At 68.3% G+C, this 22,283-nt stretch carries 21 protein-coding genes and 1 tRNA gene; 13 read left to right on the top strand and 9 right to left on the bottom strand.

The features are described from left to right. Nucleotides 1-59: 59 nt before the first annotated feature. Nucleotides 60-1,058: an NADPH:quinone oxidoreductase family protein gene (locus tag J7528_RS12185; RefSeq protein ID WP_291874545.1), complete on the bottom strand. Its 999-nt coding sequence runs from the start codon at nt 1,056-1,058 to the stop codon at nt 60-62. A 71-nt stretch (nt 1,059-1,129) separates the two neighbouring features. Between J7528_RS12185 and J7528_RS12180 the strand changes: the two genes are divergently transcribed. Beyond that, nucleotides 1,130-2,008, top strand: a complete 879-nt coding sequence (locus tag J7528_RS12180) for an isoaspartyl peptidase/L-asparaginase (protein WP_291874541.1) — start codon at nt 1,130-1,132, stop codon at nt 2,006-2,008. On the opposite strand, the gene J7528_RS12175 is transcribed toward J7528_RS12180, so the two are convergent. Continuing rightward, nucleotides 2,009-2,434 carry a helix-turn-helix domain-containing protein gene (locus J7528_RS12175; RefSeq protein ID WP_291874540.1) on the bottom strand — a complete coding sequence of 142 codons (426 nt, stop codon included), beginning with the start codon at nt 2,432-2,434 and terminating at the stop codon, nt 2,009-2,011. A 246-nt stretch (nt 2,435-2,680) separates the two neighbouring features. On the opposite strand from J7528_RS12175, the gene pgm reads away from it, so the two are divergent. From pgm to J7528_RS12160, 3 genes are all read left to right on the top strand, one after another. After that, the gene (gene pgm / locus J7528_RS12170) at nt 2,681-4,321 is read left to right on the top strand and encodes a phosphoglucomutase (alpha-D-glucose-1,6-bisphosphate-dependent) (RefSeq protein WP_291874916.1); all 1,641 of its coding nucleotides are present in this window, start codon (nt 2,681-2,683) and stop codon (nt 4,319-4,321) included. Between the two features lie 33 nt (nt 4,322-4,354). After that, nucleotides 4,355-6,013: a lysine--tRNA ligase gene (locus tag J7528_RS12165; RefSeq protein ID WP_291874538.1), complete on the top strand. Its 1,659-nt coding sequence runs from the start codon at nt 4,355-4,357 to the stop codon at nt 6,011-6,013. A 284-nt stretch (nt 6,014-6,297) separates the two neighbouring features. Further along, a complete protein-coding gene (locus tag J7528_RS12160; protein WP_291874536.1) occupies nt 6,298-6,507 on the top strand; it encodes a hypothetical protein in 210 nt (69 codons plus the stop codon). A 21-nt stretch (nt 6,508-6,528) separates the two neighbouring features. Here J7528_RS12160 and J7528_RS12155 read toward each other — a convergent pair whose 3' ends face one another. Beyond that, on the bottom strand, nt 6,529-7,173 hold the full coding sequence (locus tag J7528_RS12155; RefSeq protein ID WP_291874534.1) for a helix-turn-helix transcriptional regulator: 645 nt from the start codon (nt 7,171-7,173) through the stop codon (nt 6,529-6,531). Nucleotides 7,174-7,368: 195 nt separating this feature from the next. Here J7528_RS12155 and J7528_RS12150 point away from each other — a divergent pair, with 195 nt between their 5' ends. The 7 genes from J7528_RS12150 to J7528_RS12120 all read left to right on the top strand — a co-directional run bounded on the left by J7528_RS12150 (nt 7,369) and on the right by J7528_RS12120 (nt 15,507). Further along, on the top strand, nt 7,369-7,848 hold the full coding sequence (locus J7528_RS12150; RefSeq protein ID WP_291874532.1) for a MerR family DNA-binding transcriptional regulator: 480 nt from the start codon (nt 7,369-7,371) through the stop codon (nt 7,846-7,848). Nucleotides 7,849-7,938: 90 nt separating this feature from the next. Next, a complete protein-coding gene (locus J7528_RS12145; protein ID WP_291874530.1) occupies nt 7,939-9,732 on the top strand; it encodes an acyl-CoA dehydrogenase C-terminal domain-containing protein in 1,794 nt (597 codons plus the stop codon). Nucleotides 9,733-9,734: 2 nt separating this feature from the next. Continuing rightward, entirely contained in the window at nt 9,735-10,898 is a 1,164-nt protein-coding gene (locus tag J7528_RS12140) for an acyl-CoA dehydrogenase family protein (RefSeq protein WP_291874527.1), read from the top strand. After that, complete coding sequence (locus tag J7528_RS12135) at nt 10,895-11,263, top strand: hypothetical protein (protein ID WP_291874524.1); 369 nt, start codon at nt 10,895-10,897, stop codon at nt 11,261-11,263. Before J7528_RS12140 ends, J7528_RS12135 begins: the two co-directional genes overlap by 4 nt. 60 nt (nt 11,264-11,323) lie before the next feature. Then, nucleotides 11,324-12,529 (top strand): acetyl-CoA C-acetyltransferase, encoded by a 1,206-nt coding sequence (locus J7528_RS12130; RefSeq protein WP_291874521.1) that lies wholly within the window; start codon nt 11,324-11,326, stop codon nt 12,527-12,529. 20 nt (nt 12,530-12,549) lie between these two features. After that, entirely contained in the window at nt 12,550-14,748 is a 2,199-nt protein-coding gene (locus J7528_RS12125; protein WP_291874518.1) for a 3-hydroxyacyl-CoA dehydrogenase NAD-binding domain-containing protein, read from the top strand. A gap of 135 nt (nt 14,749-14,883) precedes the next feature. Beyond that, complete coding sequence (locus tag J7528_RS12120) at nt 14,884-15,507, top strand: hypothetical protein (RefSeq protein ID WP_291874515.1); 624 nt, start codon at nt 14,884-14,886, stop codon at nt 15,505-15,507. Here J7528_RS12120 and J7528_RS12115 read toward each other — a convergent pair. The 6 genes from J7528_RS12115 to hemC all read right to left on the bottom strand — a co-directional run bounded on the left by J7528_RS12115 (nt 15,504) and on the right by hemC (nt 20,114). After that, entirely contained in the window at nt 15,504-15,800 is a 297-nt protein-coding gene (locus J7528_RS12115) for a hypothetical protein (protein ID WP_291874513.1), read from the bottom strand. The two genes, J7528_RS12120 and J7528_RS12115, sit on opposite strands and share 4 nt — an antisense overlap. Nucleotides 15,801-15,872: 72 nt before the next feature. Further along, nucleotides 15,873-15,948: transfer RNA gene (locus tag J7528_RS12110), tRNA-Thr, on the bottom strand. Nucleotides 15,949-15,987: 39 nt separating this feature from the next. Next, nucleotides 15,988-17,532 carry a heme biosynthesis HemY N-terminal domain-containing protein gene (locus J7528_RS12105; RefSeq protein WP_291874511.1) on the bottom strand — a complete coding sequence of 515 codons (1,545 nt, stop codon included), beginning with the start codon at nt 17,530-17,532 and terminating at the stop codon, nt 15,988-15,990. Continuing rightward, on the bottom strand, nt 17,529-18,410 hold the full coding sequence (locus J7528_RS12100) for a mitofilin family membrane protein (RefSeq protein WP_291874914.1): 882 nt from the start codon (nt 18,408-18,410) through the stop codon (nt 17,529-17,531). The genes J7528_RS12105 and J7528_RS12100 overlap by 4 nt, the downstream gene beginning before the upstream one ends. Nucleotides 18,411-18,455: 45 nt before the next feature. Continuing rightward, a complete protein-coding gene (locus tag J7528_RS12095) occupies nt 18,456-19,142 on the bottom strand; it encodes a uroporphyrinogen-III synthase (protein WP_291874508.1) in 687 nt (228 codons plus the stop codon). A 3-nt stretch (nt 19,143-19,145) separates the two neighbouring features. Further along, complete coding sequence (gene hemC, locus J7528_RS12090; protein WP_291874505.1) at nt 19,146-20,114, bottom strand: hydroxymethylbilane synthase; 969 nt, start codon at nt 20,112-20,114, stop codon at nt 19,146-19,148. A gap of 71 nt (nt 20,115-20,185) precedes the next feature. On the opposite strand from hemC, the gene tsaD reads away from it, so the two are divergent. Both tsaD and J7528_RS12080 read left to right on the top strand, forming a co-directional pair. After that, complete coding sequence (tsaD, locus tag J7528_RS12085) at nt 20,186-21,289, top strand: tRNA (adenosine(37)-N6)-threonylcarbamoyltransferase complex transferase subunit TsaD (protein WP_291874503.1); 1,104 nt, start codon at nt 20,186-20,188, stop codon at nt 21,287-21,289. Continuing rightward, the gene (locus J7528_RS12080) at nt 21,286-22,281 is read left to right on the top strand and encodes an NAD(P)H-dependent glycerol-3-phosphate dehydrogenase (RefSeq protein ID WP_291874501.1); all 996 of its coding nucleotides are present in this window, start codon (nt 21,286-21,288) and stop codon (nt 22,279-22,281) included. The genes tsaD and J7528_RS12080 overlap by 4 nt, the downstream gene beginning before the upstream one ends. Nucleotides 22,282-22,283: the final 2 nt, after the last annotated feature.

Raw genomic sequence — 22,283 nt, 5'->3', positions numbered from 1 at the left:
TTTTTCCTTTGCTAAAAAGGATACTTAGCGGGATTTAACCACGATCGCCGGTAACCATTCTAGTCAACCGTGATCACCACCTTGCCCATGGCCTTGCGGCTGGACAGATGGGCGATCGCCTCGCCCGCGCGAGCCAGCGGGAAGCGCTCGGAAACGTACGGCTTGATCTTGCCCGCGGCGTACAGATCCATCAGCTCGCGGAGGTTCTGGGCGTGGCCCTTGGGATCGCGCGCCACGGCCGCGCCCCAGAACACCCCGACGATGTCGCACGACTTCAACAGCGTGAGATTCAACGGGATTTTCGGAATCCCCGACGGGAAACCGATGACCAGGAAGCGGCCGTTCCAGCCCGCCGCGCGGATGGTCGCCTCGGAGTAATCCCCGCCCACCGCGTCATAGGCGACATCCCAGCCATTGGGTCCGCAGGCGTCCTTGATCAGGGTCGCCAGGGCCTTCTGGCCGTCCTTGTCGAACGGTCCGCGCGGATAGACGACGCCGCTGTCGGCGCCGTGCTTGATGGCCAGGTCGACCTTCTCCTGGCTGGAGGCTGCGGCGATAACGCGCACCCCCATCGCCTTGCCCAGCTCGACCGCCGCCAGGCCGACGCCGCCAGCCGCACCCAAAATGAGTAGAGTCTCGCCAAGCTTAACGTGTCCCCGGTCCTTCAGCGCATAGTACGAGGTGCCGTAGGTCAGGACGAAGGCCGCCGCCTCGTCGAATGGCATGTTGTCGGGGATGGGCGTGCAGCGCTGCTCTTCCAGCGCCAGCTTCTCGGCATAGCCGCCCCAACCGGTCGAGGCCAGGACCCGGTCGCCGACCTTGAAGCGGGTCACGCCCTCGCCGACCGCCGAGATCACGCCCGACACCTCGCCGCCCGGCGCGAACGGACGCGGCGGCTTGAACTGGTACTTGTCCTCGATGATCAGGACGTCGGGATAGTTCACCCCGCAGGCCTTGACGTCGATCAGCACTTGGCCGGGACCGGCGACGGGATCAGGCAGCTCCTCCAGCACCAGGGTCTCGGGACCGCCGACGTCCTTGCTGAGCACTGCCTTCATGATCGCCTCTCCCGCGGTTCTTGGTTATGACGCGCGGACGCTAGCGCAGGGCGTTCGACCAAGGAAGCAGAATGTCAAACAAACGTTTTAGTCTCGCCCTGCACGGCGGCGCCGGCGCCAAGCGCGGCCACGACTACAGTGTCGAGATCGCCCACATGCGCGGCCTGGTAGAAGCCGCCCGCGACCGGCTGGCCGCCGGCGCCGATGCCCTGGATGTCGCCGTCGAGACCGTGGTCGGGCTGGAGGCCAGCGGCCTCTACATCGCCGGCAAGGGCGCTTCGCCCAATGCCGAGGGAGAGTACGAGCTGGACGCCAGCCTGATGTGTGGTTCGACCCTGCGCGCCGGCTCGGTGGCCGCGCTGCAAGGCTTCAAGAGCCCGATCCTGGCCGCCCGCGCGGTGATGGAAGAGACGCCGCACGTGATGCTGGCCGGCCAGGGCGCGATCGATTTCGCCCGCGACCAGGGGCTGGAGACGGTCGAGGATCCGGCCAGCTGGTTCACCCACGCCGGGGCCTTCGAGGACAATCACCCGCCGGACGCGCTGCCCGTCGGCACGGTCGGCTGCGTGGTTCGTGACTCTGAAGGACGCCTCGCCGCGGCCACCTCGACGGCCGGGGTGTTCGGCAAGCGGCCGGGCCGGGTCGGCGACAGTCCGATCATCGGGGCCGGCGCCTGGGCCGATGGCCATGCGGCGGTCTCGTGCACGGGTCAGGGGGAGTATTTCATCCGCACCGCCGTCGCGGCCCAGATCGCCCACCGGGTGCGGTTCGGTGGCGAAAGTCTGGAAGACGCCGCCCGCGCGGCCATTCAGGGCGTCGCGGACCTGGGCGGCCATGGCGGCCTGATCGCGGTGGACCGCGACGGCAATATCGCCATGCCCTTCGCGTCCAGCGGCCTGAAGCGCGCCGCCCTGCTCCCGGACGGCGCGATCATCAGCCAAGCCTTCTAGCTACTTGTCCTCTTCGGCGGCCATGGTCCGGACCAGGTCCAGGATCTGGCGCCGAACCCGGCCGCTGGCGATGCGCGGGAAGATCTCGGCCAGCTCGACGCCTTCCGAGGTCTGCAGGAAGGTCTGCATGACCTCCTGGACGCGCAGCGTCGTCCCGTCCGGCCCGGTCCCCTCGATCGGGTCCGGCAGACCGTCGAAGAAATAGGCGACGTCGACGCTGAGGATCTCGGCGATGCGGAACAGCTTGCTGGCGCTGATCCGGTTGGCGCCGCGCTCGTATTTCTGCACCTGCTGGAAGGTCAGGCCCAGATTGTCGGCCAGTTGGTCCTGGCTGACGCCCAGCAGCTTGCGCCGCATGCGGACTCGCTCGCCGACGTGGGTGTCGACCGCGCTGGTGCGGCGTCCTTCGGTGGTCTCGTAGGTCACTTCGCGTCGCCCTTATGCGTCGTGTTGGCAGTTGGAATTCGCCCCCAGGTTACAATTTTCTGGCGAATATTCCACGTTGTACTGTCGTGTAGACGTCACCCGCGCGGTTCAGCCGCAGCCTCAGCGCGAAAAAAATTCTCCGGCGAACGCCGCCACCCGATCGCCGAGATACTTGATGAAATCGACATGGAACCCGACTAGGGGATTGGCCCGTTGCGCTCCGTCGACAAACTTTATCCAGGTGTCTTGATGCATAGCCGCGCCGGCCTTCGGGCTCTCCCCGAGGATCTGATCGACCTGGATGCGCTAATCGGCGCCTACTACGAGACCAAGCCCGACATTGCGAACCCCGCCCAGAAGGTGGTGTTCGGCACGTCCGGTCATCGCGGCTCCAGCCTGGACGGCGGCTTCAACGAGAACCACATCCTGGCCGTGACCCAGGCGGTGGTCGAGCAGCGCGCCGCCCAAGGCGTCACCGGCCCGATCTTCGTCGGCCGCGACACCCACGGCCTGTCGGAGCCGGCTTTCCGCTCGGTGCTGGAAGTGCTGGCCGGCAACGGCGTCACGGCGCTGATCGACACTCAGGACGGCTACACCCCGACCCCGGCGGTATCGCACGCCATCCTGACCTATAACCGCGCGAACGCCGCCCAGGCCGACGGCCTGCTGCTGACGCCTTCGCACAACCCGCCGCGCGATGGCGGCATCAAGTACAATCCGCCGTCTGGCGGTCCCGCCGACAGTGGTGCGACCTCGGCCATCGCCGCCCGCGCCAATGAACTGCTGGCGCAGGATCTGACCGGTGTGAAGCGCGTGAGCTTCGACGAGGCTTTGCAGGCCGCCGGCCGCTACGACTTCCTGGGCCGCTACGTCGACGACCTGCCCAGCGTCATCGACATGGAGACCATCCGCGCGGCCGGCGTGCGCATCGGCGCCGATCCGCTGGGCGGCGCGGCCGTCGCCTACTGGGGCGCCATCGCCGAACGCCACAAGCTGAACCTCACGGTCGTCAGCGAGACCGTCGACCCGCGCTGGGCGTTCATGCCGCTCGACACCGACGGCAAGATCCGCATGGACTGCTCGTCCGCCAGCGCCATGGCCAACCTGATCGAGATCATGAAGGGCGGCGCGGCCTATGACGTCGCCACCGGCAACGACGCCGACGCCGACCGCCATGGCATCGTCACGCCCGACGGCGGGCTGATGAACCCCAACCACTACCTGGCCGCGGCGATCTCCTACCTGTTCACCCACCGTCCGGGCTGGGGCGCGGATGTCGCCGTCGGCAAGACCCTGGTCTCGTCGTCGATGATCGACCGCGTGGTCTCAGGGCTGGGTCGCCGCCTGCTCGAGGTGCCGGTGGGCTTCAAATATTTCGTGCCCGGCCTGCTGGACGGCTCGGTCGGCTTCGGCGGCGAGGAGTCGGCCGGCGCCGCCTTCCTGCGCCACGACGGCAGCGTTTGGACCACCGACAAGGACGGCCTTCAGCTGGCCCTGCTGGCCGCCGAGATCCAGGCCAAGACGGGGAAGAGCGCCAGCCAGCTCTACGCCGACCTGACGGCAAAGTACGACGCCCCGGCCTATGCCCGCGTCGATGCTCCGGCGACCCGCGAGGAGAAAGCCCGCCTGGGCAAGCTCAGCCCCGCCGACGTCACCGCGACGACCCTGGCCGGCGAGGACATCACCGCCATCCTGACCAACGCCCCCGGCAATGGCGAGGCGATCGGCGGCCTGAAGGTCTGCACCCAGAACGCCTGGTTCGCCGCCCGGCCGTCCGGCACCGAGGACGTCTACAAGGTCTATGCGGAGTCATTCCGGGGTCCCGATCACCTCAAGCAGGTGCAGGCCGAGGCCCGCGAGGTCGTGGCCGGCGCGCTGGCGGGGTAGCCCTCCGTCCCCGCACGGTTTATACGCGCGGCCATGTTTGAAGGCCTCTCCCCCCTCGCCCGCGAAGCCCGCTCCTGGCCGTTCGAGCAGGCGCGCGCCACCATCGCCCGCGTCCTGCGCGTGCGCCTCCCCGATCGCGCCGATCAGGAGGCCGCCAAAGCCCTGATCGACGCCGGCAAGGCGGACGAGGCGGTGAAAGCCTATCCGGCGCTGGCCAAGGCCGTGATCTTCGAGACCGGCTACGGTCCGTCGGGCCTGCCGCACCTGGGCACGTTCGGTGAAGTCGCGCGCACCACCATGGTGCGCCAAGCCTTCCGCGCGCTGGTCGACGACCATATCCCGACCCGCCTGATCGCCTTCAGCGATGACATGGACGGCCTGCGCAAGGTTCCCGACAACATCGAGAACAAGCAGCCGCTGATCGAGGACCTGGGCAAGCCGCTGACCGTCGTCCGCGACCCGTTCGGCACCCATGACAGCTTCGGCGCCCACAACAACGCCCGCCTGCGCGCGTTCCTGGACGGCTTCGGCTTCGAGTACGAGTTCGTCTCGTCGACCGACTGCTACAAGGGCGGCCTGTTCGACGCGACCCTGCTGACGGCGCTCGAGCGCTTCGACGCCATCCAGAAGGTCATGCTGCCGACCCTGGGCGAAGAGCGCCGCGCCACCTATTCGCCGTTCCTCCCGGTCAGCCCCACCACCGGCAAGGTGCTGCAGGTCCCGACCCTGGAGCGCAATGTCGAAAAGGGCACGATCGTCTTCGAGGACGAGGACGGCTCCAAGGTCGAGGTCCCGGTCACCGGCGGCCACGTGAAGATGCAGTGGAAGCCCGACTGGGCCATGCGCTGGACCGCGCTCGGCGTCGACTACGAGATGTCGGGCAAGGACCTGATCGACTCGGTCAAGGCCTCGGGCGCGATCTGCAAGGCGCTGGGCGGGGTGCCGCCGGAAGGCTTCAACTACGAGCTCTTCTTGGACGAGAACAACCAGAAGATCTCCAAGTCCAAGGGCAACGGCCTGTCGATGGAGGACTGGCTGCGCTACGGCGCGCCCGAGAGCCTGTCGTACTACATGTTCCAGAGCCCCAAGTCGGCCAAGAAGCTCTATTTCGACGTCATCCCCAAGGCGACGGACGAATATCTGCAGCAGCTGGACGCCTATGGTCGCCAGGAGCCGGCCAAGCAGCTGGACAACCCGGTGTGGCACATCCACGCTGGCAAGCCGCCGGAGCAGGGTTCGCCCGTCTCGTTCAGCCTGATGCTGAACCTGGTGTCGGCCGCCGACGCCTCGACCAAGGAAATCCTCTGGGGCTTCCTGTCGCGCTACATCCCGGGCGCCTCGCCGGAAACCCAGCCGCTGCTGGACCGCCTGGCCGGCTACGCGATCAACTACTACGAGGACTTCGTCAAACCGACGAAGACCTTCCGCGCCCCGACCGACCAGGAGCGCGCCGCGATGCTGGATCTGCTGGCCAAGCTGAAGGCCATGCCGGCCGACGCCCCGGACGCCGAGCTGATCCAGAACGAGGTGTTCGAGGTCGGCAAGACCCACGGCTTCGACCCGCTGCGCGCCTGGTTCCAGGCGTTGTACGAAGTGCTGCTGGGCCAGAGCCAGGGCCCGCGCTTCGGTTCCTTCGCGGCCATCTTCGGCATCGACCGTACGATCGCCCTGATCGAAGAGAAGTTGGGCTGATCTTCGAGGTTTCCCTCTCCCCTTGCGGGAGAGGGTGGCCCACGCAGTGGGTCGGGTGAGGGGTCGCGCGGCGGACCCGGCTATCAACCCCTCATCCGTCAGCTTTGCTGACACCTTCTCCCGCAAGGGGAGAAGGAGAAACCCGCGACGGATGAATCCTCGCGACCTGCGACACCATGTCTCCGCAAATGAACGAAGTCTGAATTCGCTATTAAGGGTCCGCCCACCTTTCGGAGTCTAGGATCGGACCATCAGAACCAAGATTAGTCATCAAGGTTATTCCAATGGCTTCGTTCACGCTTCGCCCTACCGACCGCACCGAATTCGATTCCTTGCTGGGCGGCATCGTCCAACAGTTCCCCGATGCTCACGTCGAGGCCGCGCATAACGATACCTGGGCGTCCTATCGCCTGGACGTGTCGTGCGAGGATCCGTCGGCCGGTCCGCTGATCGCCTGGCTGCTCGACACCCACGCCAGCTGCCCGCGCACCTAAACGATCTGTCGAGGGTCGGCCCTACTGGCTGACCCAGACGATCCGAGCGATCCAGGCGACCTCGTCCCGCGACAGCAGGCGATCGTCGCCGGACCGGCTAAACGGCAGAAGCTCGATCGTCCTGGCCGTCACCCGGCCCAACTCCCGCACCAGAACCTCGCCCGCACTCGTCCTCGCCACCACGCGGTCGCCCTTGCGCGGCTCGACGGTGGGCGAGACCAGCAGCCGGTCGCCGTCGCGATAGACCGGCGCCAGCGCCGTCCCCGACACCTCCAGCGCGAAGAGGCCCTCGCCCAGATCCGGCGCGGAAACCTCGTCCCAGCCGGCGCCGACCGGCATTCCCGCGTCGTCGAAGAAACCGTCCCGTCCCGCCTGGTCCAGCGCAATCAGCGGCGCGCCACGCCGCCCCGGCGTGCGCACTGGCGCCTGCTCGGTCAGGGCCGCGAATTCCGAAAAATTGACCCCCGTCGCCTCCAGCAGCTTGGCCAGGCTCTCGGTCGAGGGCCAGCGTGGCCGGCTGTCGGGCTCGGTGGAGCCGCGCTTGGAGCGATTGAAGCTGGTCGGATCCAGGCCCGCCATCCGGGCCATGGCCGAAGGCGTCATATCGAAGCGCTCGGCCAGGGCGTCGATCGCCCGCCAGATTTCGCCGTGAGACAGGGTCGCCATCGGCGTCCTCCTCCTGGGTCGGCCTTCGGCAAGGAAAATACGCCGCGCAACCTAGGAAAGTAAACCTATCGGCTGCGAACAAGTTGACGTTTACGTAAGCGTTGACGGTCGCCCGATATCGGGTTTAGGGTGATCGTCGATAACCAAGCGGCCCGGCCGCAGTAGCCGGGCCCAATTTCCGGGAGGTTTCAACCCATGGCCGACCTGCGACGCCCCGAGCGGACCTTTACGATCCGCCAGCTCTGCAACGAATTTAAGGCTACCCCACGCGCCCTGCGCTTCTACGAGGACAAGGGCCTGCTGAATCCGGCCCGCGAGGGCCTGAACCGCGTCTATTCCCACAAGGACCGCGTCCGCCTGCAGCTGATCCTGCGCGGCAAGCGCGTGGGCCTGTCGCTGACCGAGATCCGCGAACTGCTGGACCTCTATGACGAGAACGACGAGGGCGCGGCGCAGATGGCCCGTTCGCTGAAGAAGTTCCGCGAACGCGCCAACGCTCTCGAGCAGCAGCGCGAAGACATCGACAATGCCCTGATCGAGCTGCGCGAGGCCTGCAACCGCCTTGAAAAGCGCCTCGCCGAGATCCGCCCCGACCTGCTGCCCCGCGCGGCCGACTACGAGCAGGTGCTGCGCGCCCGCCTGGACGGTCACGCCGAAGCGATGCTGGGCAAGTAAGACCTTCGCGACGCCCTCTTACGTGCAAGACGCGCGGCAGAGGGCGGACGCACATCCGTTCCTCCTCCCGATCCTAGCCAGGACCGTTTCATGACCTACCAGCCGCCCGTTCGCGATCACGCGTTCATCCTGCGCGACGTGCTCAACATCGATCAACACGGCGATCTGCCCGGCTTCTCGGACGCGCCGTTCGACGTCGTCGAGCAGATCCTGGACGCCGCCGCCCAGTTCACCGGCGAGGTGCTGGCCCCGCTGAACACGGTCGGCGACAAGAACGGCTGCAAGCTGGATCCGGTCACCAACGTCGTCACCACCCCGCCGGGCTTCAAGGACGCCTACAAGCAGCTGTGCGAAGGCGGCTGGACCGGCCTGGGGTCGGACCCGGCCTATGGCGGCCAAGGCCTGCCGCACGTCGTCAACCTGGCCTTCAGCGAGATGTCGAGCTCGGCCAACATGGCGTTCTCGATGTATCCGGGTCTGGCGCATGGCGCTTACTCCGCCATCCACACGGGCGGCACGGACGCGCAGAAGCAGACCTATCTGCCCAAGATGGTGACCGGCGAATGGACCGGCACCATGAACCTGACCGAGCCGCACTGCGGCACGGACCTCGGTTTGCTGCGAACCAAGGCGGTCCCGCAGGCCGACGGCAGCTACAAGATCACCGGCCAGAAGATCTGGATCAGCGCCGGCGAGCACGACATGTCGGACAACATCGTCCACCTGGTGCTCGCCCGCATCGAAGGCGCCCCGGCCGGCGTGAAGGGCATCAGCCTGTTCATCGTGCCGAAGTTCTTCCCCAAGGCCGACGGCTCGGTCGGCGACCGTAACCAGGGCGTCAAGTGCGTCGGCCTGGAAGAGAAGATGGGCATCCACGGCAACGCCACCTGCGTCATGCAGTATGACGACGCCGAGGGCTATCTGATCGGCGAGGAGAATTCGGGCCTCAGGATCATGTTCGTCATGATGAACGAAGCCCGCCTGGGCGTCGGCATGCAGGGCGTGGCCCAGGGCGAGGCCGCCTACCAGGCCGCCGTCGCCTTCGCCAAGGACCGCCTGCAAGGTCGTTCGCTGACGGGCCCGAAGAACGCCGACGGCCCGGCCGACCCGATCATCGTCCACCCGGACGTCCGCCGCATGCTGCTGGAGAGCAAGGCCCTGATCGAAGGCGGCCGCGCCTTCCTGTTCTGGACCGCCCTGCACGGCGACCTGTCGCACGTCCACCCGGACGCCGCGGTCCGTGAAAAGTCGTCGGACTACATGGGCCTGATGACGCCGGTGCTGAAAGGCTACCTGACCGACAAGGGCTTCCAGGTCTGCTCGAACGCGGTGCAGGTGCACGGCGGCAGCGGCTTCACCGAGCACTTCCCGGTCAGCCAGTTCATGCGCGATTGCCGCATCGCCCTGATCTACGAAGGCACCAACGGCGTCCAGGCGCTGGACCTGGTCGGCCGCAAGCTGGCCGCCAAGGGCGGTCGCGCGGTCATGACCTTCTTCCAGGAAGTCGATCAGTTCATCGGCGAGAACGACGCCGACGCCGAGCTGAAGCCCTTCATCGACGCCCTGTCGGGCGTGAAGGCCCAGCTGCAGGACGGCACCCTGTGGCTGATGCAGAACGGCCTGCAGAACCCCGACAACGCCGGCGCGGCCTCGACCGACTACATGCACCTCTTCGGCCTGACGGGCCTGGCGTACATGTGGGCGCTGATGGCCAAGGCGGCCAACGCCAGGATCGCGGCCGGCTCGTCCGACCCGTTCTTCACGACCAAGCTGGTCACCGGCCGCTATTTCATCGAACGCATCTTGCCTGACGCCGGGGCACACCTGGCCAAGCTGAAGACCGGCTCGGCGACCCTGATGACCCTGCCCGCGGAGGCCTTCTGATCATGAGCGTGCTCAACGTCGAAAAACCCGCCTTCATGGCCGAAGAGGACATCGCGATCTTCGAGGACGCGGTGGGCAAGTTCTTCGATGAGCACGCGCCTGAGGCGACGGTCGCGAAATGGCGCAAGAACCACTGCGTCGATCGCGACATGTGGACCAAGGCGGGGGAGGCCGGCTTGCTGGGCCTCTCCACGCCCGACCAATACGGCGGGGCCGGCGGCGACTATCGGCACGAGGTCGTGCTGATGGAACAGCTGGGCCTGAAGGGCGTCGACGGCTTCGGCGCCAGCCTGCACAACGCCATCGTCATGCCGTACATCTTCCACTACGGCACGGAAGAGCAGAAGCAGCGCTGGCTGCCGCGCCTGGCCACCGGCGAACTGGTCGGCGCCATCGCCATGACCGAGCCGGGCGCCGGCTCCGACCTGCAAGGCATCAAGACCACCGCCAAGAAGTCCGGCAACGGCTACGTCATCAACGGCTCCAAGACCTTCATCACCAATGGCCAGACGGCCAATCTGATCATCGTCGTCGCCAAGACCGACCCGACCGGAGGCGCTCGCGGCACCTCGTTGATGATCGTCGAGACCGACGGAACCGAAGGCTTCGAGCGCGGCCGCAACCTCGACAAGCTGGGCCACGAGGCCCAAGACACCTCTGAGCTCTTCTTCAACGACGTGAAGGTGCCGACCGAGAACCTGCTCGGGACCGACGAGGGCCAGGGCTTCTTCCAGCTGATGGGTCAGCTGCCGCAGGAGCGGCTGAACATCGCCGTGCAGGGCATGGCGACGATCGAGCGCGCCCTGGAGCTGACCATCGACTACGTCAAGCAGCGCCAGGCCTTCGGCAAGGCGATCATCGACTTCCAGAACACCCAGTTCGTCCTGGCCGAATGCAAGACCGAGGCGACCGTCGCCAAGGTCTTCGTCAACCACTGCATCGGCCAGCACCTGGAGGGCAAGCTCGACGCCGCCACGGCCTCGATGGCCAAGTACTGGGTCAGCGACCTGGAGAACAAGATCGTCGACCGCTGCCTGCAACTGTTCGGCGGCTATGGCTTCATGAACGAGTACCCGATCGCGCGCATGTACAAGGACAGCCGCATCCAGCGCATCTACGGCGGCACCAACGAGATCATGAAACTCCTGATCGCGAGGACGCTGTGATCGTACTTTCTCTGATCGCGCTGCTGGCCGGCCCCGCCGCCGCGGAAGACCGCTCGGCCGTCGTCTGCGTGCGCGCCGTTCAGGGGCCTCGCCCCCTCACCTATTCCGGCGAACTGGTCGGCAAGCGGCCCCTGCCGGGCGCGTTCAAGCTGCCCCTGACGCCGGCCGGCAAGGACATCTGCCAGACCCTGCTGCGCTCCAAGATCGCCGAGTGGAAGCTGGAGGTCACGACCTCGGGCTTCACCGCCTGCTCGCTGCCGCCGCCGACCTTCGGCAAGCGCGTCTACTACCGCGCCAAGGCCGCCGCCAGCGGCCTCAAGTGCGAGCCCATCGGGACCTATCCGATCGGCAACTGGAAACAATAGGCCGGGCCCACAGCCCGCTTTCAACGACACGAACATCGCTTCGCAGGAAGGAGCCATTCCATGGCTGACGCTTACATCTTCGACGCCGTGCGCACCCCGCGCGGCAAGGGCAAGAAGGACGGATCTCTGCACGAGATCACCGCCCTGTCGCTGGCCAGCCAGGTCCTGGAAGCCATCCGCGACCGCAACAACCTGGACACCTCCAAGGTCGACGACGTCGTCCTGGGCTGCGTCGCGCCCGTCGGCGAACAAGGCAGCGACATCGCCCGCACCGCCGTCCTGACCGCCGACTACGCCGAGAGCGTCGCCGGCGTGCAGATCAACCGCTTCTGCGCCTCGGGCCTGGAAGCCGTGAACATGGCCGTGGCCAAGGTCGCTTCGGGTGAAGCCCAGCTGGCCATCGGCGGCGGCGTCGAGAGCATGAGCCGCGTGCCCATGGGCAGCGACGGCGGCGCCTGGCCGACCGACCCGTCCTCGGCCTTCAAGACCTATTTCGCCCCGCAAGGCGTCTCGGCCGACCTGATCGCCACCCTGTACGGCTTCAGCCGCGACGACGTCGACGCCTATGCCGTCGAGAGCCAGAAGCGCGCTGCCGCCGCCTGGGCCGATGGCCGCTTCAAGAAGTCGGTCGTGGGTGTGAAGGACCAGCTGGGCATCACCATCCTGGACCATGACGAGACCGTCCGCGGCTCGACCACCATGCAGACCCTGGCCTCGCTGAACCCGTCGTTCACGGGCATGGGCGAGATGGCCTTCGACGCGGTGGTGCAGCAGCGTTATCCGCAGGTCGAGAAGGTCAACCACGTCCACCACGCCGGCAACAGCTCGGGCATCGTCGACGGCGCCGCCGGCGTCCTGATCGGCACCAAGGAAATGGGCGAGGCCCTGGGCCTGAAGGCTCGCGCCCGCATCAAGGGCGCGGCCTCGATCGGCTCGGAACCCTCGATCATGCTGACCGGCCCGTCGCTGGTCACCGAGAAGCTGCTCAAGAAGCTGGGCATGGAGGTCAACGACATCGACCTCTACGAGCTGAACGAAGCCTTCGCCTCGGTCGTACTGCGCATGATGCAGGCCCTGGATATCCCGCACGAGAAGATGAACGTGAACGGCGGCGCCATCGCCATGGGCCACCCGCTGGGCGCCACCGGCGCGATGATCCTGGGCACGGTCCTGGACGAGCTGGAGCGCTCGGACAAGGAAACCGCCCTGATCACCCTGTGCGTCGGCGCCGGCATGGGCACCGCCACCGTCATCGAACGCGTCTAAGACTTAAGGACCTGACTCCTATGGAAAACTTCAAGATCGAGGTCGATTCCGACGGCGTGGCCCTGGTCACCTTCGACGTGCCCGGCCGCTCGATGAACACCCTGACCGCTTCGGTCATCAAGGAAATCGGCGACGTCGTCGAACGCATCAAGACCGACGAAGCCATCAAGGGCGCGGTCATCACCTCGGGCAAGACGACCGGCTTCTGCGCCGGCGCCGACCTGGGTGAACTGGGTGGCTCGGGCGGTCTGGGCGGCGGCAAGCCGGGCGAAGAAGGTCTGAAGGCTGCCTTCGAAGCCGGCTTCGCGCTCAACAAGGCGTTCCGCGCCCTGGAAACTTGCGGCAAGCCGGTGGCCGCGGCCATCAATGGCCTGGCCATGGGCGGCGGCCTGGAGATCACCCTGGCCTGCCACTACCGCGTGGTTGCCGACAATCCGAAGATCCAGCTCGCTTTGCCGGAAGCCAAGGTCGGCCTGCTGCCGGGCGCCGGCGGCACGCAACGCCTGCCGCGCCTGATGGGCGTGATGGCCGCCGCGCCGTACCTGCTGGAAGGCAAGTCGATGAAGCCGGCCGAGGCCCTGGCCAACAAGGTCGTGCACGAGGTCGTCCCGGCCGGGACCGAGGTCGAGGCCGCCAAGACCTGGGTCAAGACCAAGGGCGACCCGGTCGCGCCTTGGGACAAGAAGGAGTTCAAGCTCCCGGGCGGCGGTCCCTACACCCCGACCGGCAGCCAGGTCTTCATCATGGGCAACGCCATGCTGCGCAAGCAGACCTACGGCAACTATCCCGCCCAGCTGAACATCCTGAAGGCGGTCTATGAAGGCACGCAGGTGCCGTTCGACGCGGCCATCCGCATCGAGACCCGCTACTTCCTGAAGACGATGATGTCGCCGCAGGCCAAGGGCATGATCCGCACCCTGTTCCTCAGCCTCCAAGAGCTGGGCAAGGGCTCGGGCCGTCCGGCCAACGTGCCGCCGTCGGAAGCCAAGAAGGTCGCCGTGCTGGGCGCCGGCATGATGGGCGCGGGCATCGCCTACGTCCAAGCCATGGCCGGCATCGAGACCGTCCTGATCGACCAAAGCCAGGAAGCCGCCGACAAGGGCAAGGGCTATGCCGAAGGCCTGGTCAAGAAGGCCGTCTCGCGCGGCAAGCTGACGGCCGAGAAGGGCGAGGCCATCCTGGCCCTGATCCACCCGACCGCCGACTACGATCAGGTCAAGGGCAGCGACCTCGTCATCGAGGCCGTGTTCGAGAACCGCGAAGTGAAGGCCGGCGTCACCAAGCTCGCCGAAGCCCAGCTGGCCGAGGACGCCATCTTCGGCTCCAACACCTCGACCCTGCCGATCACCGGCCTGGCCAAGGCGTCCGTGCATCCGAAGAACTTCATCGGCATCCACTTCTTCTCGCCGGTCGACAAGATGGGCCTGGTCGAGATCATCATGGGCGAGGAGACCAGCCAGGAAGCCCTGGCCAAGTCGATCGACTATGTCCTGAAGATCAAGAAGACCCCGATCGTCGTCAACGACAGCCGTGGTTTCTACACCAGCCGCTGCTTCGGCACCTTCGTGCAGGAAGGCCTGGAGATGATGGCCGAGGGCATCGCGCCCGCCATCATCGACAATGTCGGCCGCGCCACGGGCATGCCGCGCGGCCCGCTGGAGATGAACGACGACGTCGCTCTGGACCTCTCCTACAAGATCGGCGAGCAGACCAAGAAGGACCTCGGCGACAAGTACGAAGAGCGTCCGTTCGCCCCCGTCCTGGAGAAGATGGTCGTCGAGCTGGGCCGCCTGGGCCGCAAGAACGGCAAGGGCTTCTACGATTATCCGGAGAACGGCCAGAAGACGATCTGGAAGGGTCTCGCCGACCTGATGCCGGTGACGACCACGGAAGCCGACCAGACGCTGATCCAGGAGATCCGCACCCGCCTGCTGTACCGCCAGGCCGTCGAAGCCGCCCGCTGCTTCGAGGAAGGCGTCATCACCGATCCGCGTGAAGCCGATGTCGGCGCCATCCTGGGCTGGGGCTTCGCGCCCTGGACCGGCGGCCCGATCAGCCTGATCGACGGCGTCGGCGCCAAGGCCTTCGTCGAGACCTGCGATCGCCTGGCCCAGCAGTACGGCAAACGCTTCGCCCCGCCGGCCCTGCTGCGCGAGATGGCCGAAAAGGGCGAGACCTTCTATGGCCGCTTCGGCGTCAAGGCGAAGGCGGCGGCGTAAAGCCAGCCCCTGACCGCTGACCAAAGAGAAGGCCCGGTGGAAACACCGGGCCTTTTTCTTGTCCGAAACGGCCGTGCTTGCACCGCACCCCGCGCGTACCGACCTCTCCGGCGTGACGGAGTAGCGACATTGGGCATGGCGATCGCCAACGATTCGTGGCGACGGCCCCATCGGCGGGATCTGGCGATCCTGGCGCTGATCCTGGCGACCCATGCGCTGGTGCTGCTGGCCCTGGTCTCCGGCGCGCACTGGATGCCCCAGCTGGTCGAGCCTCCGATTATCGAAGCCGAACTGCTCGATGCGCCCTCGCCGCGAGCGGAAACGCCAAAGGCCGCTCCCACGACGCCGGCGCCTGTTCGCCCCAGCGCCGCTCCGCCACCGCTTGCCGCTATCCCGGCGCCGCCCGTGGCTGCCAGACCCTCAGGCCCGCCGGCCATCGTCGCCCCGCCCGGCTTCACGGCCCGCAAGCTGGTCGAGCAGAGCGACCAGACCCGCGACAGCCTGCGCGAAAGCCTCGGTTGCCGACACGAGAAGACCGTCGCCCTGAACCGGGACCAGAAAGCCGCTTGCGCCGAGGCCGACGGCCAGCGCTCGCGCACCGCCCCGATGTACGCGGCCATCGATCCGGACAAGAAAGCCGCCTTCGACGGCGACTGCGCCAAGGACGACGACTGGTGCCTCTACCGCACCGGCAAGGGCCCCTATCCGGGCATCTTCGCCCTGGGCAAGAAGAAGAAACGCAAGGGCTGGGACGACTAGCTCTTGCTCACGTCCATGCCCAGCGTGGGGCCGATGCCGTCCGGATGGTCGCCGAAGTAACTGCCGCCCCGATCGCGAGCCACCTTCTCCAGCCGGCTGCGGAACGCGTCGTCCAACTGCAAGGTCGGCGCATCCTCCGGGTCCTCACCCTCGTCGAGCGGGATCGACGCGGCGATCACCTGCCGCAACCGCTCCCCGAACCGCTCGTCATCGGCCGAACCCTGCTCGGGCGGCGAATCGAGGAAGGTCATCACCTCTTCGAGGGCGGTGTCGTTGTCGACGGACTTGGCCATGGGAAACTCCTTCGACAGACGAACGGAGCCGTCGCGTCGAGAGTTCCGGATTTCGAAAGGAGGAGAAGAAAGTGGTGCCGCTTAGGTGACTCGAACACCTGACCCCATCATTACGAATGATGTGCTCTACCAGCTGAGCTAAAGCGGCCCACGTCGCTTCGGACCGGGGTCCGACCGCGAGGAGCGCCTACTTAGCGGTACGCGAGCCACTTGCCAAGCGTCGTCTTGCACCAGAATTGCGTCTTGGCGCCGGACCGCCTTCCGGAGGCTCGGAAATCGGCGGTGCGTCGAAGATTCCAGGGTCGTCCGGAATGGGGATCATGGGTCCGCCGGTCTCGGCCGCGCGCATGAATGGCGTCGATTCGGCGTAGTCCGAATAGGCCGAGGGGATCTCGGGCAGGTCGTTCATCGTCCGCTCGCGCCGCTCGTGGCGCGGATGGATCAGCTGGCCGGTCTCGGCATAGCTGGACGCCAGGCGGGCCCAGTCCTCACGCTGGTAGGCGAAGGCGCGGCCTTCGGGGTCCAGGTCCGACCAGTCGGGCTCCTGCGGGGCCTCGACGCCGCGGGCGATCCAGGCGCGGGCCTCGTCGGCGTCGCTGTTGGCGGCGGCGACACGGGCCATCAGGCCGGCGAAGCGGGCGGTCGGGGCTTCCTGGTCCAGCAGGCGGGCGGCAGCGCGGGCGGCGATGGGGTCGCCGCCGATCAGGGCGCTCTCGACCCGCAGCATGCGGCTCTCGCGGGCCTCGGGCTTCATGGCGGCCAGGGCGGCCAGGCGCTGGGCGCGGGCCTTGGGCAGCTCGTTGGTCTTCAGGTCGCGATAGGCCAGCCACAGGGCCGGGTGCGGCTCGGCCTTCCAGGCGGCCTCGATCAGCTGGCCGGCCTTGGCGACCTTGCCGTCGTCGGCCAGCAGGCGGGCGGCCATGACGACGCCCGGCGCGAAGTCGGGCTTGAGCTTCACTGATTGGGTCGCGAAGTCCAGCGCCTGGGCGCGGGCCTTCGGATCGTGGGACTCTTCGAGACTCGCCGCCGAAGCGGCCAGCAGCGCCGCGCGGCTGCGCTCGGCCACGGCCGGTGAGACGATCTTGCGCTCCAGGGCGCCTTGAACCAGGTCCAGCGCCGCGGCCCAGTCGCCGGCTTCCAGACGCGCTTCCAGCAAGGCGCGCCAGGCCCAGCGGGCGGTACGGGCCAGGCCGTAGGCGGTCTCGGCATGACGGACGGCGGTCGCCTTGTCGCCTTCGGCTTGGGCGGCTTGCATCAGGCCGCGCAGGCCGGCCAGGCGCATCTCGGGAAAGCCCAGCATGGCGTTGTAGGCGCTCTTGGCCGCGCCACGATCGCCGGCGGCCTCGGCGGCCTGGGCGGCCAGCACGCGAACCAGGGCCGGGGCGTCCTCGGCCAGTTCGGCAGACTTCTGGGCCAGGCGGCGGGCTTCTGAGCCATCACCAGCCGCAACGGCCAGGAAACCGCGCGACAGGGCCTCGATCGCCTGCTTGCGCTTGGCCTCGGCGCGGGCGCGGGCGGCGCGGCGGGGGGCCTCGACGATCCAAATAATCCCGCGCCACAGCAGGGTGAACAGCAGGGCCGAAAACAGGGTCAGCAGAGCCGCGGTGGCGGCGGTCATTTCGATGCGCCAGCCCATCCAGTCCAGCATGGCGCGGCCAGGCTCGCCGGTCAGGGCCAGGACCCCGACCGCGACGGCGGCGACCAGGAAGAGGGCGAAGGCGACGCGTGTCATGGCGCCGTCCGCGAGACGCGCGACAGGCCAGCCAGGGCGTCGGCGCGTATGGCGGCGACGTGACGGTCGATCTCGATGCGGCGGCCGGCGGCGTTGAACCACGGGGCCAGCACCTCACGGGCCGGATCCGGCAAGGCGTCCAGCGCCTGGACCGCGCCCTCGATGTCGCCGTCATCCAACAGGGCCTGGGCGCGGGCCAGCATGGCGTCGGGCGTCGCGCCCTTGGTCGAGCCGACATGGCGGATCGAGACGATGCTGGCAAGCGCGTAGCGGATCCGCGAGAAAAGGTCGGCGTCCGGGCCGGGATTACGGGCGGCGCTGGCGGCGCGGCCGGCCAGGTTGCCGAACTGGATAGCCAGGCCCGCGCGGGTCGGAGCCCCGCGCTCGGACAGACTCTCCAGGGCGCGCAGGTCGGGCGACGGCGACAGCACGCGCTGCAGGCCGGCCAGTTCCTGGCCGAACGGGCGCGAGGTCTCGGCGGCCTCGGCCAGGGCCGAAACGGCCAGGGCGGCGACAGCGGCGTCGGTGACGCTCTTCTGACCGCTTTCCAGCGCGGTGATTCGGCCGTCCAGGCGCTCGACATCGGCGGCGGGCGGGGCGACGGCCGTGTCGCCATTCTCGACCGGCAGGGCCGAGCCGGAAGCGACACGATCAGCGACCGGACGCGCGCTGGGCGCGGCCAAGACCGCGCCGTCGGCCGGCTTGTCCTTGGACTTGAACAGGCTCGGGCCGTAGTGGGCGACGCCGGCGCCCAGGGCGATGCACAGCACGCACAGCGCCAGCCACAGCCACACGCCCGGTCCCATCACCCGTCGGCGGGCATAGAGCGCCGGATCGCTGGGCGCGACGATTTCAGCGGGATCGGGAGCGGCGTTCATGGCGTCCATTGGTGCCCCACACGGCCGCGCCGCGCAACGTCGCGCTTAAGCTGTAAGCAGGTCCAGCAGCGCGGTTTCGTCCGGACGCGGCGCGAAGGTCACAGACCCCGGTTCGACGAGATCCCGCAGGGGCTGGGCGACGGCCTCGGAAAGGCACAGCGCACGCAGATGCGGCGTGGGCTTTTCGCTCAGGACCTTGGCCAGGATCCGCGCCCCGCGCGGCGAGTGGACAAGCGCCGTGAGCGGAGCATCCAGCCGCGCCAGGGTCTCGTCGGACGGGGCGCGCTCCAGCGTCTCGTAGACAGCCACGCCCTTCGCCATCACCCCACAGCCGCGCAGCATGCCGACGAGGTCGCCAGCGGGCTCCTTGGCGCCGGCCCACAGCACCGGTCCAGCGGCCCCGGCGGCGACCAGGTCGCACAGGTCCTCGACATCCCCGTCGGCGCTGGAGACAGACACGAACCCCTGCCCTTCCGCCGCCCGCGCGGTGGCTCGGCCGACCGCGAAGACCGGCAGGCCGCGTTCGTCCGACAGTCGCGCGAAAGCCTCGACGCCGTTGGCGCTGGTGAAGGCCAGGGCGGCGATGTGGGAGAGGTCGATCTGGGCGTCCAAAGTCTCGACGACCAGCAGCGGATCGACGATGGCTTCAAAACCCAGGGCCCGCACGCGCTCGGCCGTGGCCAGGGCGCCGGGACGAGCGCGGGTGATCCAGACCGGCGCGCCCGTTTCCATCGCCTATTCCGGCAACAGGATGGCGTCGCCGCCTTCGATACGGATCTCGGCGCCGAGCTTCAGGCCCAGCTCGCGGGCCTCGTCGATGTCGTTCGCGCCCGACAGGGTCGTCTCGCCGTGGCGGCGGAAGCGTTGGGCGCCGTCCGGCGTCAAGGCCTCGACGATCATGGTCAGGCGCGTCCCGTCCAGCACCGCACGAGCGCCGATGGCGGTGCGGCACGAACCTTCCAGGGCGTAGAGCGCCCCACGCTCGGCGGCGACGGCGATCGTGGTCTGGCGGCAGCTGACGGCCTGGAGCCACGGTGCGTGGGCGTCTTCCAGGCGAGTCTCGATGACCAGGGCGCCCTGGCCCGGCGCGGGCGGGGCGGCGTCAGGGTCTAGCCAGCTGCGGGTGATGTGACCCAGGCCCAGGCGGTTCAGGCCCGACTGGGCCAGCAGGATGGCGTCGGCCTCGCCGCGCTCCAGCTTGGCCAGGCGGGTGTCGACATTGCCCCGCAGCATGACGATCTCGAGATCCGGCCGCACGTGCAGGGCCTGGGCCTGGCGGCGCAAGCTGGCGGTGCCCAGGCGCGCGCCCTTGGGCAGGTCCTCCAGCCGCTCGGCGACATGGCTGATGAAGGCGTCGCGGGGATCTTCGCGTTCCGGCGTCGCGGCCAGGATCAGGCCCGGCGGCAGTTCAGCCGGCATGTCCTTCAGCGAGTGGACGGCGCAATCGATGCGGCCATCCAGCAGGGCTTCCTCGATCTCCTTGGTGAAGAGGCCCTTGCCGCCGATCTCCATCAGGCGGCGGTCCTGGATGCGGTCGCCGCTGGTGACGATCGGGATCAGCGGGGCGGCGGCCTCGATCTCTTCCTTCGAGGCGCCCTGCGGCACGCCCAGCGCGTGCGCGATCCGCGCCTGCATCAGCCCCGACTGGGCCAGGGAGAGCTTGGAGCCGCGCGCGCCGATGCGGATGGGAGGTTGCCGGGACACGGTCGGAACGTTACCTGCGGAGACGAGATTTCATCTTCGCTGCTACAGGAGCGGCGGGAAGCCCGCAAGAAATGACCACCCTTAAGCCCTCGGCGCTCACCATCCTCGGCCTGGAGACCAGCTGCGACGAGACCGCGGCCTCGGTCGTGCGCCGTGAGGCGGACGGGACGGTCACGGTGCTGTCCTCGATCATCGGCACCCAGTTCGAGCAGCACGCGCCGTTCGGCGGCGTGGTGCCCGAGATCGCCGCCCGCGCCCATGTCGAGGCGATCGACGCCATCGCCGCCGAGGCCATCCGCGCCTCGGGCGTCTCTTTCGACCAGTTGGACGGCGTAGCCGCCACGGCCGGTCCGGGCCTCGTGGGCGGCGTGATGGTCGGCCTGGCGTTCGGCAAGGCCGTGTCGCTGGCCCGCGGCGTGCCGCTGGTGGCGGTGAACCACCTGGAAGGCCACGCCGTCTCGGCCCGCCTGGGCGCCGACATCGCCTATCCGTTCCTGCTGCTCTTGGTCTCCGGCGGGCACTGCCAGCTCTTGGAGGTCTCGGGCGTGGGCGCCTGCAAGCGCCTGGGCACCACGATCGACGACGCGGCCGGCGAGGCCTTCGACAAGATCGCCAAGAGCCTGGGCCTGCCCTACCCGGGCGGTCCGGCCCTGGAGAAATTGGCGGTCGGCGGCGACGCGACCCGCTACAGCCTCCCGCGCGCCCTGCTGGGCCGCAAGGACTGCGACTTCTCGTTCTCGGGCCTGAAGACCGCCGCGGCGCGGATCGCCGAGACCCTGACGACCGACGACGAACGCCGCGATCTCGCCGCCGGCGTCCAGTTCGCCATAGCTCGCCAGCTGTCCGAACGGGTCGACCGGGCGATGAAGCTCTACAAAGAAGGGCACGGCGCGGATGAGCTGCGCTTCGTCGTCGCCGGCGGCGTCGCCGCCAATGGCGCGGTGCGCGCGGCGCTGCTGGCCGATTGCGAGAAGAACGGCTTCAGCTTCGCCGCCCCGCCGCTGGCCTATTGCACCGACAACGCCGCCATGATCGCCCTGGCCGGGGCCGAGCGGCTGGCCCTGGGGATCAGCGACGACCTCGACGCCGTCGCCCGCCCGCGCTGGCCGCTGGACGAGGCCGCGGCGCTGGCCAACCCCGCCAACGCCTACGGACGCAAGGGAGCCAAGGCATGACCTTCAAGCATGTAGGCGTTATCGGCGCCGGAGCCTGGGGCACCGCCCTGGCCCAGGTCGCCGCTCGGGCCGGTCTCCAGGTCACGCTGCAGGCCCGCGAGCCCGAGGTGGTGGCGGCGGTCAACGAAAAACACGAGAACGCGGTGTTCCTGCCGGGCATCACGCTGGAGCCCGGCATCAAGGCGGTGACGGACCTGGCCGATCTGTCCGAGTGCGACCTGATCCTGGCGGTCGCCCCGGCCCAGCACCTGCGCGCGGCCCTGACCGCCTTCGCCCCGCACCACAAGGCCAGCGCGCCGGTGGTGCTGTGCTCCAAAGGCGTCGAGCAGGGTTCGCTGAAGCTGATGACCGACGTGGCCGCCGAGAGCCTGCCCGGCGCGCCGATCGCCGTGCTGTCGGGTCCCAGCTTCGCTGGCGAAGTGGCCCGCAACCTGCCGGCCGCCGTCACCCTGGCCTGCGAGGACGAGGCCCTGGGCCGCGCCATCGCCGAGGCCATCGCCATCCCGACCTTCCGCCCCTACACGGCCAATGACCTGATCGGCGCAGAGGCCGGCGGGGCGGTGAAGAACGTCCTGGCCATCGCCTGCGGCATCGTCGAGGGCAAGGGCCTGGGCCGCAACGCCCACGCCACGGTGATCACCCGCGGCTTCGCCGAACTGACCCGCTTGGCCGTCACCCTCGGGGCCAAGCCCGAGACGGTCGCCGGTCTATGCGGCCTGGGCGACCTGGTGCTGACCTGCTCCAGCCCTCAGTCGCGCAACATGAGTGTGGGCCTAGCCCTGGGCCAAGGCCTTACCCTGGAACAGGCCCTGGCCGGCAAGGTCTCGGTGGCCGAAGGCGTCGCCTCGGCTCCGGCCGTCCGCGCCCTGGCCCGCAAGGTCGGGGTCGAGGTGCCGATCTGCGAGGCCGTCGCCGCCATCCTGGCCGGCGAGGTCAAGGTCGACGCCGCCATCGCGGGCCTGCTCTCGCGCCCCCTCAAATCCGAAGCTTAAGG

It is taken from the genome of Caulobacter sp. (assembly GCF_017744445.1).
In the GTDB taxonomy this organism is placed as follows: Bacteria; Pseudomonadota; Alphaproteobacteria; order Caulobacterales; family Caulobacteraceae; genus Caulobacter.
The sequence above is the reverse complement of the archived record's forward strand: the minus strand, read 5'-3'. Positions and strand labels throughout refer to the sequence as shown.